The 13,629-nt window shown below is 30.8% G+C and carries 17 protein-coding genes and 1 pseudogene; 17 read left to right on the forward strand and 1 reads right to left on the reverse strand.

Annotated features, from left to right (window positions below; all coding sequences use genetic code 11):
• The first annotated feature begins 11 nt into the window (after positions 1–11).
• The 11 genes and pseudogenes from fabZ to LBD57_RS05765 all read left to right on the forward strand — a co-directional run bounded on the left by fabZ (position 12) and on the right by LBD57_RS05765 (position 8,192).
• Positions 12–482 (forward strand): 3-hydroxyacyl-ACP dehydratase FabZ, encoded by a 471-nt coding sequence (gene fabZ / locus LBD57_RS05715; protein ID WP_373470375.1) that lies wholly within the window; start codon positions 12–14, stop codon positions 480–482.
• 19 nt (positions 483–501) lie between these two features.
• Positions 502–1,266 (forward strand): acyl-ACP--UDP-N-acetylglucosamine O-acyltransferase, encoded by a 765-nt coding sequence (gene lpxA / locus LBD57_RS05720; RefSeq protein ID WP_373470376.1) that lies wholly within the window; start codon positions 502–504, stop codon positions 1,264–1,266.
• Between the two features lie 240 nt (positions 1,267–1,506).
• Positions 1,507–2,022, forward strand: a complete 516-nt coding sequence (locus LBD57_RS05725) for an outer membrane beta-barrel protein (RefSeq protein ID WP_373470403.1) — start codon at positions 1,507–1,509, stop codon at positions 2,020–2,022.
• A 23-nt stretch (positions 2,023–2,045) separates the two neighbouring features.
• Complete coding sequence (lpxA, locus tag LBD57_RS05730) at positions 2,046–2,807, forward strand: acyl-ACP--UDP-N-acetylglucosamine O-acyltransferase (protein WP_373470377.1); 762 nt, start codon at positions 2,046–2,048, stop codon at positions 2,805–2,807.
• Between the two features lie 45 nt (positions 2,808–2,852).
• Complete coding sequence (locus LBD57_RS05735; protein ID WP_373470378.1) at positions 2,853–3,653, forward strand: LpxI family protein; 801 nt, start codon at positions 2,853–2,855, stop codon at positions 3,651–3,653.
• Between the two features lie 10 nt (positions 3,654–3,663).
• Complete coding sequence (locus LBD57_RS05740) at positions 3,664–4,752, forward strand: DegT/DnrJ/EryC1/StrS family aminotransferase (RefSeq protein ID WP_373470379.1); 1,089 nt, start codon at positions 3,664–3,666, stop codon at positions 4,750–4,752.
• Positions 4,749–5,684, forward strand: a complete 936-nt coding sequence (locus tag LBD57_RS05745; protein WP_373470380.1) for a Gfo/Idh/MocA family oxidoreductase — start codon at positions 4,749–4,751, stop codon at positions 5,682–5,684. Before LBD57_RS05740 ends, LBD57_RS05745 begins: the two co-directional genes overlap by 4 nt.
• Positions 5,684–6,781 carry a lipid-A-disaccharide synthase gene (locus tag LBD57_RS05750; RefSeq protein ID WP_373470381.1) on the forward strand — a complete coding sequence of 366 codons (1,098 nt, stop codon included), beginning with the start codon at positions 5,684–5,686 and terminating at the stop codon, positions 6,779–6,781. Before LBD57_RS05745 ends, LBD57_RS05750 begins: the two co-directional genes overlap by 1 nt.
• A 179-nt stretch (positions 6,782–6,960) precedes the next feature.
• Positions 6,961–7,287: pseudogene (locus LBD57_RS05755) on the forward strand (HD domain-containing protein); the annotation flags it as partial.
• Between the two features lie 102 nt (positions 7,288–7,389).
• A complete protein-coding gene (locus LBD57_RS05760) occupies positions 7,390–7,830 on the forward strand; it encodes a hypothetical protein (RefSeq protein ID WP_373470404.1) in 441 nt (146 codons plus the stop codon).
• Positions 7,831–7,946: 116 nt separating this feature from the next.
• Positions 7,947–8,192, forward strand: coding sequence for a TGS domain-containing protein (locus tag LBD57_RS05765; RefSeq protein ID WP_373470405.1), 246 nt, complete (start codon positions 7,947–7,949; stop codon positions 8,190–8,192).
• Positions 8,193–8,239: 47 nt separating this feature from the next.
• Here LBD57_RS05765 and rpmB read toward each other — a convergent pair whose 3' ends face one another.
• Positions 8,240–8,431 carry a 50S ribosomal protein L28 gene (gene rpmB / locus LBD57_RS05770; RefSeq protein WP_373470382.1) on the reverse strand — a complete coding sequence of 64 codons (192 nt, stop codon included), beginning with the start codon at positions 8,429–8,431 and terminating at the stop codon, positions 8,240–8,242.
• Positions 8,432–8,584: 153 nt separating this feature from the next.
• Here rpmB and LBD57_RS05775 point away from each other — a divergent pair, with 153 nt between their 5' ends.
• From LBD57_RS05775 to LBD57_RS05800, 6 genes are all read left to right on the forward strand, one after another.
• A complete protein-coding gene (locus LBD57_RS05775) occupies positions 8,585–9,298 on the forward strand; it encodes a PIG-L deacetylase family protein (RefSeq protein ID WP_373470383.1) in 714 nt (237 codons plus the stop codon).
• Positions 9,295–10,401, forward strand: coding sequence for a glycosyltransferase family 4 protein (locus LBD57_RS05780; RefSeq protein ID WP_373470384.1), 1,107 nt, complete (start codon positions 9,295–9,297; stop codon positions 10,399–10,401). Before LBD57_RS05775 ends, LBD57_RS05780 begins: the two co-directional genes overlap by 4 nt.
• 182 nt (positions 10,402–10,583) lie before the next feature.
• Complete coding sequence (locus LBD57_RS05785) at positions 10,584–11,336, forward strand: glycosyltransferase family 2 protein (protein ID WP_373470385.1); 753 nt, start codon at positions 10,584–10,586, stop codon at positions 11,334–11,336.
• Positions 11,333–12,343, forward strand: coding sequence for a tetraacyldisaccharide 4'-kinase (gene lpxK, locus LBD57_RS05790; RefSeq protein WP_373470386.1), 1,011 nt, complete (start codon positions 11,333–11,335; stop codon positions 12,341–12,343). The genes LBD57_RS05785 and lpxK overlap by 4 nt, the downstream gene beginning before the upstream one ends.
• On the forward strand, positions 12,304–12,876 hold the full coding sequence (locus LBD57_RS05795; RefSeq protein ID WP_373470387.1) for a D-glycero-alpha-D-manno-heptose-1,7-bisphosphate 7-phosphatase: 573 nt from the start codon (positions 12,304–12,306) through the stop codon (positions 12,874–12,876). Before lpxK ends, LBD57_RS05795 begins: the two co-directional genes overlap by 40 nt.
• Positions 12,870–13,619, forward strand: a complete 750-nt coding sequence (locus LBD57_RS05800) for a DUF3108 domain-containing protein (protein WP_373470388.1) — start codon at positions 12,870–12,872, stop codon at positions 13,617–13,619. Before LBD57_RS05795 ends, LBD57_RS05800 begins: the two co-directional genes overlap by 7 nt.
• The last annotated feature ends 10 nt before the right edge of the window (positions 13,620–13,629 follow it).

The raw sequence follows: 13,629 nt of genomic DNA on the forward strand, positions 1-13,629 counted from the left end.
CGGAGGAAAGAGTGAATATAAATATAGAATTATCTCCAACTGAAAAAATTTTAAGTCATGAGGAAGTTTTAAAGTATATTCCTCACCGGTATCCATTTTTAATGATAGATAAAGTTAAAGTAGATTCTTCTTGTCCTATAAAAGCTGTAGGCTATAAATGTGTAAGCGGAAATGAGAATTTTTTTCAAGGGCATTTTCCCGGTGCTCCTATAATGCCAGGGGTTTTAATTGTTGAAGCTATGGCACAGACATCTTGTGTTATGTTTCTTTCAAAACCTCAAATGCAGGATAAGTTAGCTTATTTTATGTCAATAGATAAGGTTAAATTTCGCATACCAGTAAAACCAGGGGATCTTCTTGAACTTCATGTTGAAATAATAAAAAATGGTGGCAAACGTGGCAAAATGAAAGGAGAAGCTTATGTGGATGGTAAGCTTACAACAGAAGCGGAATTTATGTTTATTATTGTAGATAGACAATAGCTTAAGAGGGGTGGTGATAATGATACATCAAACAGCTATTATAAGTAAAGATGCTGTTATAGAAGATAATGTAGAGATAGGTCCTTATACTGTAATAGGTCCGGATACTGTTATAAAGTCTGGGACTAAAATTCACGGACAATGTGTTATAGAGTATGCTCAAATAGGTAAAAATTGTGAGATTTTTAATTTTTCTTCTATAGGTAAACGTCCTCAAGATTTAAAATATCAAGGAGAGCATACTAAAGTTATAGTTGGCGATAATACCACTATAAGAGAGGGTGTTACTTTAAATAGAGGGACTGCTGCAGCTGGACAGACTGTGGTAGGCAATAATTGTTTACTTATGGCTTGTGCTCACATAGCTCATGATTGTATTATTAAAGATAATGTAATTGTTGGATATTCAACGGGTATTGCAGGTCATGTTGAGATTGATGATGGCGCAATTCTTAGTGCAAGTATTGGGGTACATCAATTTTGCAAAATAGGGAAGTCTGTGATTATTGGCGCGGGCTCTATGATTAATATGGATATTATACCTTACGTGACAGTTCAAGGTGATAGAGCTGTTTTGGTGGGTCTTAATCTTATAGGTTTAAAAAGAAAAAAGGTTAAATTTTCAGAAATAGAAGATATAAAATCTGCATATAGGATTCTTTTTATGTCTAAATTAAGTTTAGAGGATGCTATAGCAAAGTTAGAAGAATCTAATTCACTTTACGTTAAAGATATAACAGATTTTATAAAAAGATCTCAAAGAGGTATTACAAGACCAAAATAGAAAATATTCATAGAACTTTATTTGGGGGTTGTTGTGAAAAGACTTGCCTTATTAGTTTTTCTGTTTACTTTTTTATGTTTGTAATTGTTCTTTTAGTAAAACCATAGGGGATCAAGAACTAACCATAAAAGCCGGATATGGTATTTTGGGTAAATTGGGAACTTCTGATAATAAAGTTTTACTTAATGGTGTTCCGCAAAAATTATTGACTCTAGTACGAGTGACAACGTTAAGGCAAATATCGATTTGGCATTAGAGTATTTGTATACTACTGCAAGCAGATTAAAGTGGGGAATCGGAATTGGTTATTCTCTTTCAAGATCTGTTTCGTTCAGTAATTCTGAAAAACAAGTCTTTGAAGATCTCGGTCTTGATGAAATTAAAGTTAGTGCATATCCAATTTATGTGACATTGCAATTTTACCCTATAAAAAATTTAGAAAATCTTTATTTAAAAGGGAATTTAGGACTTGCCATTTTGCATATTAAACCTAGCTATGATGATATTATTAATTCTTTTAGATCCGGACAAATAGCTGTTCTAGACAATAATAATACATATTTTGGTGTTTATTATGGTTTGGGTTTAGGTTACGATTTACCGTCGGGTTTATTTTTTGAAATATTGTATGATTTTAGTGGTAATGTAAGCAATGGTAAACCTAAAGAGATTTATATAGGAAACACATTAGCCCCAGAAATAAATTATACTTTTTCTAAGCTTAGTCTTAGCGTAGTTTATAAATTTAAACTTTAATTGATTTGGAGTTAGTGAACAAAATGATTCATAAAACAGCTATAATAGATGGGACTGCAATTTTGGGTGATAATGTTTCTATAGGTGCATATACTGTAATAGGAAAAGATGTTGTTATAGGTAAAAATGTGATAATAGGCTCTAATGTTTTTATTGAGCATGCACAAATAGGTGACAACTGCAAAGTTTATAATTCAGCTTCTATAGGTACGCCTCCTCAAGATTTAAGTTATAATGATGAACCATCAAAAGTTTATATTGGGGACGGTACTACAGTCAGGGAATTTGTGACTTTTAATAGAGGGTCAAAAAAAACTGGCAAAACTGTAATAGGTAAAAATTGCTACTTTATGACTTCATCTCATGTAGCGCATGATTGTCGAATAGGCGACTATGTTATTATGGCAAACTGTTCTGCAGCTGGCGGTCATGTTGAAATAGGCGATAATGCTTTTATAAGCGGACTTGTTGGAATACATCAGTTTGTAAAAATTGGCAAAGATACAATGACAGGTGTTGGTGCAGCTGTTACTATGGACATAATTCCCTATGCTTTGTGCGCTGGTGATAGAGTAAAACTTGATGGATTAAATCTAGTTGGAATGAAAAGAAGAAAAATTTCTTCAATGGATATAGATGCGGTTAAAGAAGCTTATCGTATACTTTTTAAATCAAAGCTTTTACTTAAAGATGCTTTATCAAAACTTGAACAAATTCAGTCAGTTTGCGTCAAAGAGATTATTAAGTTTGTAGAAAGTTCTAAAAGAGGTCTAGCGAGGCCTTAAATATTTGATTTTAGAAGCGTCCATAATTAATGATAAGAGAATAACATGGAAAGCATAGGCCTTATTGCCGGCAATAATAGGTTTCCATTTTTAGTTGCACATGAGATTAAAAAAAGTGGAAATAAAGTTGTTTGTATTGCTTTAAAAGAAGAAGCAGACCCTAAATTAGAAAAAGTTTGTGATAAAGTTTTTTGGTTTTCAATTGGAAAATTTCAAAAAATTATAGATGCATTGAAAAGTGAAAATATTAAAAACGTTATAATGGCAGGTCAAGTAAAACATGTAAAAATTTATTCTGCTATAAGTATGGATTTTCGTGCTATAAAAGTTATGGGTAGTTTAATAAACAAAAAAACAGATACTATTTTAAAAACCATAGCTAACGAGTTCGAAAAGGAGGGGATGTATTTAATAGATTCTCACACTTACTTAAAACACTTACTTGCTTTGCCAGGTTTAATAGCTGGAAAGAAACTCTCTTTAGATGAAAACAAGGATGTTGATTTTGGGTACAAGATAGCAAAAGGTATAGCTGGTTTTGATATTGGACAAACTGTCGTTGTTAAGGATAGGTCTGTGCTAGCTGTTGAGTCGGTAGAAGGTACAGACGAGTGTATAAAGAGAGCATATAAGCTTGGTGGAGAAAATGCTATAGTGATTAAAGTAGCAAAACCAAACCAAGATTTTAGGTTTGATGTCCCTGTTATTGGTTTGCAAACGATAGACACTTTAAAACAAAACAGAATAAGAGCAATGGCAATAGAAGCTGGTGTTACCCTAATTTTAGACAAAGACGAAGTTATAAAGAAAGCACAAGAAGAAAAAGTTACTATATTTGGTGTATAAGAAGGAAAAAATGATTAATGTAGCATGTCCTGTTATTGGAAAAAAAGAAAGGCAATTAATTAAAGAAGTTTTAGATTCAAAGATTTTGGCAAGCGGCAAATATGTTACTCACTTTGAGCAATCTTTTTCAAAATATTGTGGTACAAAATATGCTATTGCAAATGCAAATGGGACTACATCTTTGCACACTGCTCTTTTAATGTGTGGTATTAAATCACAAGATAAAGTTATAACTACACCATTTTCTTTTATAGCTACCGCAAATTCAATTTTAATGTGTGACGCTAAACCTATATTTGTAGATATTGACCCAAAAACTTTTAATATAGATCCACTAGAACTCGAAGAAACTCTAAAAAGAGAGAAAAATGTAAAAGCAGTTTTAATAGTGCACTTATATGGGCTTGCTTGCGATATGGACGCAATATTAGAACTTAAAAAGAAGTACGGATTTAAACTTATTGAAGATGCTTGTCAGGCACATGGAGCAGAGTTTAAAAATAAAAAGGTCGGATCTTTTGGAGATGCGTCTGCATTTTCTTTTTATGCTACAAAAAATATGATGACTGGTGAAGGTGGGATGGTTTTAACGAATAATAAAAATTCTGATAAATATGGTAGACAGATTATAAATCATGGAAGAGAGTCTCATTCAACACATACTGTTTTAGGGTACAATTATAGACTTACAAACCTTGCTGCAGCAATCGGTATAGCTCAACTAGAACAGCTTGAAAGTTGGATTAAAAAAAGAATAGAAATAGCAAATATGTACAACGAAGCTTTTAAAGAATTAGATTTTTTACAGATTCCTTTTGTTCCTAAACATTATAGGCATGTATTTCATCAATATACGCTTAGAGTTAATCAAAGAGATAAATTTATTAAATATCTTGCAAAAAATGATATAGGTAGTGGCATTTATTATAACACTGTTATGTACAATCAACCGTTCTATAAACAATTAGGTTATAAACATGGTCTTTGCAAAGAGGCAGAAAAAGCAGCTCAAGAAGTTATATCTATTCCAGTCCATCCATCTATTAAAAATAATGAAATACTTAAGATAATAAAAGTTGTGCAAGGTTATAAAAAATGAGTATAAAAACAGCTGTTATAGGTGTGGGCTCTTTGGGGCAGCACCATGCAAGAATTTTAGGGCAACATAAGAATTCTGTACTAGAGTTTGTTGTTGATTCAGACTCAAAAAGAGCTGAAAAAATTGCAAAAGCAAACAAGACAAAATATTTGACAGACTTTTACGACTTGATAGGTAAAGTTAACGCTGTAGTGGTTGCTGTCCCCACTCCGTACCATTACCAAGTTGCAAAACCTCTTTTAGAAAGTGGTATACATTGTCTTGTGGAAAAGCCTTTTACTTTAAATGTCAATGAAGCTCAAGAGCTTATAGAAATAGCAAAATCTAAAAATTTAGTTTTACAAGTAGGGCATGTGGAAAGGTTTAATCCTGCTGTTATTGCAGCGTCTCCATTTGTAAATAAGCTTAAATTTATTGAAGTTAACAGACTTGGCCCTTACGATCCTAGGACAAATCATATAGGCGTAGTGCTTGATTTAATGATACACGATCTGGATATCTTATTTTCGCTAGTAAAAGACAGAGTAGTTTCTGTTGAAGCGTATGGAGCAAAAATCTTCTCAGAAACCGAAGATATTGCGAAGGTAAGGTTAAAATATGCAAACGGTTGTGTTGCAGATGTTTCTGCAAGTAGGGTGTCAATGGACAAATATAGAAAAATAAGAATTTTTCAAAATGACAGTTATATTTCCATAGACTATGCTGGCAAAAGCCTTAAAGTTTATACGAAAAAAGAAGGGAAAGAAAAAATAACTTCTTTGTTTGACATAGATATAAAAAAACCTAAATTACCTTCAAACGAGCCGCTCTTTTACGAACTTGATAACTTTTTAAGGAATGTAATTGAGGGTAAAAAACCATTAGTTTCAGGAGAGCAGGGAAGAGATGCAGTGGAACTTGCTCTTAATATTTTACAGAACATGGTGTTTTAATGGTAAATGATAAGATTTTTATATCAGCTGGAGATTTATCTGGTGATATTTGTGCTGCAGATGTTATAAAAAAAATCAAAGATATAAATCAAAACTGTCGTGTTATTGCATTGGGCGGGAATAATTTAAAATGTGCGGCTGATTACTTTATTGAGGATATAGTTAACATAAATGCTTTTGGTCTTATATCGTTAAAGCAAATTTTATATTTTAAAAAATTATTTAAAAAGTTAGTTTCTATACTTATCTTAGAACGACCTAATAAAATAGTACTTGTAGACTACTACGGATTTCATATACATATTGCAAAACTTGCGCTAAAGCTAAATATTCCAGTATTTTATTATATAAGTCCCCAAGTATGGGCGTCAAGAAGTTCAAGAATAAAAAAACTTGCAGAAACTGTAAAAAAGATGCTTGTCATTTTTCCTTTTGAAGAAACCTTGTATAAACAAAATGGAGTGGATGCTGTTTTTGTAGGTCATCCGTTAATAGATAAAATAACGCAAAAAAACAATTTTAATAAAGAGCCGTTCAGTGCTCTTAACCCTCCTTTAATAGGCTTGTTTCCTGGTAGTCGCAGTTGGTCGATTAAGCGTCACATTCCAATCCTTATTGAAGCTGCAAAAATACTCAAAGAGAAGATAAATGCAAAGTTTATAATGTTTTGTGTAAATTCTGATATTTCTTATAGTTTGCCAGATTATATTAAAATGGATATTTCAAACGATTTTGCTAAAAGGAAACTTATAGACTTTGCTATTTGTCCATCTGGTACTGTAAGTCTTGAAAATGCATTAATGGGTATTCCTATGGCAATAATATACAAATTGCCTTATATTAACTATTTCTTTCTAAGAGCAGTTATAAAGGTAAAATATATAACTATGGTCAATATTTTATCCTCTAAAAATATTGTATCCGAGTTTATTCAATTTAAAGCAAATCCTAAAAAAATATCAGATTACGTACTTAATCAACTAGAACCTAAAAATTACATGTCAAAAGTTGAGGAACTTCTTTTATTTAAAGAAATGTTAGGCCAACCTGGCGTAAGTAAAAGAGTGGCAGAAATAATTTTAAAAGGGTCTGTCTAAAACCTCTAAACTTAAATACCCTGAATATGAAAAATATTTTACAAATATTACTTACATACCAGAAAATGAGTTTAAAATTGTAAAAAAGGCTTATAATTGCACACTCTTGCCAGTGTAGAGCTTCAGGTGAACCTTATATGTCACATTGTATTAATGTGATGTAAAACTTAGCGGAACTAAAAATGGATTTTGCAACTATATCTGCAGCATTACTTCATGATGTCTTAGAAGATACTGCAGTAACAGAGCAAGAGCTCATAAGAGAATTCGGGATGGAAATAGTTTCTTTGGTAAATGGGGTTACAAAACTTTCAAAATATCAGTTTGACGATACTATAACAGAGCAAGCAGAGAATTGGCGAAAAATGTTACTTGCTGTTGTTAAAGATGTAAGGGTTATAATAATTAAGTTGGCAGATAGACTTCATAATATGAGAACTATTAAATTTTTGCCTTTACAAAAACACATTGCTCACGAATCACTTACCTTATATGCTCCATTTGCTCACAGACTTGGAGGACTTGTCTTTGCGGTACTGTATCCTGCAGAATATAATTTTATAAAAGCGCAGTGGGAAAAGCGTTCAGAGAGTAACTTAGAAAATCTTATGTTAGTAGAAAAACAAATTAAGGAGAAGTTAAAGAATGTTGGCATAAAGTATAGAGAGTTAGCAAGACCAAAAAATTTGTATAGTATATACAAAAAGATGGAGAGGCAAAATAAACCATTCAGTGAAATTCAAGATTTGTTCGGTCTTAGGATTATTACAGATACTGTAGAGCATTGTTATGAAATACTTAGCATAATAAATTCAAATTTTAATCTTTTGGAAGGCTCTTTTACGGATTATATAAATATTCCGAAAGAAAATATGTATCAATCTTTGTACTTAACTATTATTTCGGATACAAATGCCATAGTTGAAACACAAATTAGAACTGAAGAAATGCATCAAAGAGCAGAATATGGAGTTGCTGCTCACTGGCGTTATAAAGGTGTAGGTAAAGAAGACACAAGAAATGTTCTTGGTGAGGATAGGTTGGACTGATTAAAACACTTTCTTGAGTATCAGAAAGGAACAACAGATTCTATAGAATTTTTAGACTCGTTAAAAACAGAATGTAATTTTGAACAGATATTTGTTTTTACACCTAAAAAAACGTAATAAAGCTTCCATGTGGATCAACAACTCTGGATTTTGCTTATGCTGTGCACTCAGATATAGGAAATACTTTTATTGGTGCAAAAGTTAACGGTAAGAGGGTAACAATAAGTACAAAGTTAAATACAGGCGATATTTGTGAAATTTTAACTAGGAAAAGTATGAAACCAAGCACTCAGTGGCTAGAATGTGCAACAACTGTTCAAGCTCGTTCTAAAATAAGGAAATATTTAAGGGAGAATAAATAAAAAAGTACAGTCATTACTTTTAATAATAACTGTACTTTTTTATAAAATTATATTGTTTTTTTTACTTTATTTGACTTAATACAAGAGGTACAAACATATTCACGGGTTTTCTTACCGTTAACAACAATGTTTAAACTTTGAAGATTAGGTCTAAAAAGTCTCTTTGAAGCTTTATTTGAGTGGCTTACAGTATTACCTGACGATGAACCTTTGCCACAAACTGCGCATTTATAAGACATTTTCTACATTCCTCCCAATAGCACTAATATTTTAAGATTATACATAATTTGCTAAATTATAGTCAAATTAGTACTTTCATTATGTTACGTCTTAAAAATTTGATAAACTATCAGTCTAAATTATTTGATTTACATTTAAGTTTGGAAAAAACAATGAAACGTTTAAAAAATATACATTTATTTAGACTTTATGAATATATTCAACCGCTTATAAATTATTCTATACCAAAAGAAGATAATATTTATGCAAATAAAGTTTTAGCTATAGCTCCTCACCAAGATGATGAAGCTGTTGGGTGTGCTGGGACATTGATAAAGCATGTAAAATCTGGAGGGCATTTAGAAATTGTTTTTTGTACAAATGACTCGCAAGAGAGAATGGAAGAATCTAAAAGAGCTGCAGAAATAATAGGGTCTAAGAAAAATCATTATATGCATTTTTCTTCACGTAACCTAAATTGTAATAAAAATTTTAAAGAAAATTTGGGTTTTGTCTTGAATTCTGTAAAGCCAGAAGCAGTTTTTATACCTTTCTTTTTTGACAAACATAATGACCATATAGCTGTTTCTTGGGCAATTAATGAACTAAGGAAGAAAATAAAATTGAATTTTATGATATATGCTTATTCTGTGTGGTCTCCACTTAATCCGAATTGTTTATTTGATATAAGTAAGGAATGGGATGTTAAAAGACAAGCAATAGAGTGCTATAAAACTCAGATTATAACAAGAGATTATATAAAAATTGCTCAAGGGTTAAATCGATATTGGGGTGAAATTAAAGAACAAGGTATGATGTATGCTGAAGCTTTTCTTAAAATGACAGTCAAGGAATATATATCTTTGTGGGGTAAAGTATTTAGATGAGATATAAAATTTTACACATTTTTTCATCTTACTCTTTTGGTGGAGCAGAAAAAACTACACTTCTCTTGGCTGAAAATTTACAAAAGTCAGGAGTTTGCGATAATATAGTTGCTGTTCCTTATGAAAGTCAAATGTCCAAAGAGGCTTTGAAAAGAAATATTAAGATAGTAACATTTAAAGCAGTTAATTCTTTTGATCCCTGTGGTATTTTAAAACTTGTAAAGATTATTAAAAGAAATAATATAAACATACTGCATGTTCATCAAGGTAAACTCTACTGGACTTCACTTATAGTAAAATTCTTGTGTTTAAATAAAATTAAAGTTGTTTTTCATAGAAGGCAAGATACTAGACATAGCTTTATAAGTAAAAATCATTATAAATTTGCTGATGCTATTATAACTGTGTCACAAGCGGTTGCTAATGGTCTAATAAAGTATGAAAAAGTTGATCCTAAAAAAATTATGGTTGTCTATAATGGAGTCAATTTTGAAAAATTTAACAAAAATATAGATTATAGTGATGTTATTAAGAAATATTCTTTAGAAAATAAAAAAGTTGTGGGTACGGTTTCTCAAATTGTAGACTTTAAAGGTAAAGGGCAAACATATCTTATGGAAGCAGCAAAAATGTTAAGAGAGGAGTTTCCTGATTTAAGATACTTAATAGTGGGTTCTGGTAAAGGCTTACAGGAACAGCAAGCATATGCCAAAAAGCTTAATGTTGATGATATAGTTTGTTTTACAGGTTATCAAGATGATGTTCCTAAATATATTTTGGCTATGGATATATTTTGCTTGCTTGCTTGGGATACAGAAGGTATGCCGAACGTTGTTGTGGAGGCACAATCTTTAGAAAAGCCTGTAGTTGTTACCAACATTGGAGGAAATTCTGAAGCATTTGTAGATGGAGTTACTGGTTTTATGGTGGAACCTAAAAATTCTATTCAAGTTGCCAATGCAATAAAAAAACTTATTTTAAACCCACATATTGCAAAGCAAATGGGAATAGAAGGTAAAAAGTTTGTTGAGAAAAAGTTCGTTTTAAATAACACAATAAAAAATGTTTTAGAAGTATATAAGGGTCTCTCTAAAAAGCCTTAACGCATATCCTTATTGCGTCTTTTGCGATACTACTGTGTTAAAAAACTTATGCTTAGGATACCAATAAAGCCTGTGTTTTTTGCCTTGCTTTGTCAAAAAATCTGCAGTAAATTATATGTATTAGGGTTTTTAGAGAAACCCATAAATCTCTTTAAAAATCTCAGTTTTTAGGACAGAGTAAAATGAACAAAGTTTCTGCCTACATATTGACTAAAAATGAAGAAAAACGTATCAAAGATTGTATAGAAAGTATTAAATGGGTTGACGAAATTGTGGTCATAGACGATTTTAGCTCAGATAATACGGTTAAAATTGCCAAATCTCTTGGATGTAAAGTTGTTCAGAATAAGTTTGAGTATTTTGGCAAACAAAGAAACTTCGCTTTAAAGCATTGCACTTATCAATGGGTTATATGTCTTGATGCAGATGAAAGGGTATCGCAAGAATTAAAAAAAGAAATAGAGTCTACCCTTCAAGGATATCTGAAATTTGATGTTTACGTTGCTCCGAGAAAAAGTCGATTTATAAATAAGTGGATTATGCATTCTGGCTGGTATCCAGATTATAGGCATCCTATTTTGTTTAACAAGAGTAAGGTAATATATAAGGATCAATTGGTACATGAGGATATAGATTATAAGGGTAAGCCGTTTTATTTTAAAGGAGATATTTTACATTATCCTTATGATAGTATAAAAAGCTTTATTAATAAATCTGACTTTTACAGTGATTTGCGTTCAAAAGAAATGTTCCAAAAAGGAAAGAAGTTTAAAGTTGTAAATTTGATAGTAAACCCTGCATTCATGTTTTTTAAAATGTATATATCAAAAAGAGGCTTTTTAGATGGTATTACGGGTTTAGTACTTGCTTTACTTTACTCTTCATTTTACACTCTAATGAAGTATGTAAAACTGTGGGAGTTAGAAAATAAATGAAGTCTTTATATCCAATATCTTTAATTTATTATGGGTTATATAAGCTAGATAGAAAATTCACTAAACCAAAAAAGTTGCAAAAACCTGTAATAAGCGTTGGCAATATAACTTTTGGAGGCACAGGAAAAACCCCTATCGTAATAGAACTTTTAAAGCTTTTAGTTAAAAAAAAGATAAGTCCTACAGTTTTAACCAGGGGATATTTAAGAAAAACTAAAAAAGCAGTGATATTAACAAATGGCAACATAGATATGGATGTTTCTATTACTGGCGATGAACCGATGCTAATAGCTAAAAGTGTTCCCAAAGCAAGTGTTATTATCGGATCAGACAGGTATTCCAATGCTGGAAGATTTACAGACCAATTGAATACAGATGTTTATGTTTTAGATGACGGATTTCAACATTGGAATATAAAAAGAGATTTAGATATAGTTTGTGTAAATACTTTTAATCCTTTTGGCAGTGGAATGTTAATACCTGCAGGAATTTTAAGAGAACCTATAAATTCTTTAAGAAGGGCTGATATTATAGTGCTTACAAATTCTGATATGGTAACTAATGTAGAATTAGAAAACCTAAAAAAAAAAATATTATCTTTAACAGGGAAAGATCCTGTAGTAACTTGTTATAGTAATTTTGAATATATAGATTTAGATTTAAAAACAGTTTTTGACATTAGATATTTAAAAGAGTCAAATTTATATTCCTTAAGTGCTGTGGGTTTTACAAATGGATTTAAAAATTCCATTTTAAAATCTGGATTAAAAATAAAGGATAGTATAGTTTTAAGAGATCATAGTAATTTCGATAATAAATTCTTAACTGATATTGTTAAGAAATACCAGAATGCTTATTTTATTATTACAGCTAAAGACGCTGTAAAGTTTAAAGATATTGATGAAAGTGTAAGGGAAAAAATTATAGTTTTAAAAGTAACTCCTAAATTTATAACAGGAAAACTCCAGTGGGAAAACAGTATATTAAACACCCTGCAGTCTTTTTAGATAGAGACGGCACACTTATCTACAGTAAAAATTACTTAAGCTCTCCTGGTCAAGTTAAACTTTATTCTTATACTGCAGAAAGTATTAACAAGCTTAAAAGGGCTGGTTTTAAAGTAATAGTTGTAACAAACCAATCAGGAATTGCAAGAGGTATGTTTACATTAAAAGATTTAGATAAGATTCATAAAAAATTTTTGTCTCTTTTAAAGATAGCAGGAGCGTCTATTGACGGCATATATTTTTGTCCTCACGTTGATGCAGATAACTGCCAATGTAGGAAACCAAAAGTAGGCATGGTTATGCAAGGGTCTAAAGACTTTAATATAGATTTAAAAAAATCTTATACAGTTGGTGACAGTATTAGAGATTATTTGTTGGGTTTTAATGTTGGCGGAAAAGGTATTTTAGTGCTTACTGGTCATGGTAAAAACCAAAAACAAAAAATAAATCAGGAAAAAATAAAACCTTTCGCTGTGTGTAAAGATTTAAAGCAGGCCGTTAATTTAATTGTTAGAGATGTTAAAAAATGTTAAATAAGGCTAAATTCCTATTTTTGTTTATTATGTGCATGATTGGCTTTTTTGCAAAAAATTTGCCTGCAAGACAATTAATTCCAGAGTTTGAAAAAATAGACTACACGTTAATGTGGAATATGCTTCCTGTTGGTGAGGCAAGTTTAGAGCTTAAAGGTTTTAAGTATATTAATGGAGTAAAAGTTCGTTATGCTAGTTTGAATGTAGTAACAAATGATTTTTTGTCTTCTATGTTTTCTTTTGACGCTCATTTTGAGTCTTTATTTGAATATAATGCTATATATTCTTTTGAATTTACTTCAAAAATGCTTCAAGATGGTAAAGAAATGTACGAGCATGTCGTATTTGAGCCAAAAGAGAAAATCTATAGATTAAGTAGAAATGGAATGATAAAGGAAGGGAAAACGCTAAAAAATGTAAAAGATATTTTAGCTATTTTGTATTGTATTAGAACGCTTGATTTAAAAGCAGGGCATAAATATATTTTAAATTTACATTCACAAAATATTTCTGTACCGTTAGCTATTATGGTTTTAAGGAAAGAACAATTAAATACAGTTTTAGGTCAGCGTAATTGTTTTGTTATAGAACCCTTGATTTATGAAAACAATATTATTGATTTAGGTGGTAAGATGTTAATTTGGGTTACTGCTGACACAAAAAAATTGCCAATTTATATAAAAGTTGAAAGCAATATAGGAATAATATCTGCAAAATTAGCATTCTTTAGTGATAAAAAATAAGGGATTTTTA

Origin of the sequence: Candidatus Endomicrobiellum cubanum (assembly GCF_031278955.1) — a bacterium.
Lineage (GTDB): Bacteria > Elusimicrobiota > Endomicrobiia > Endomicrobiales > Endomicrobiaceae > Endomicrobiellum > Endomicrobiellum cubanum.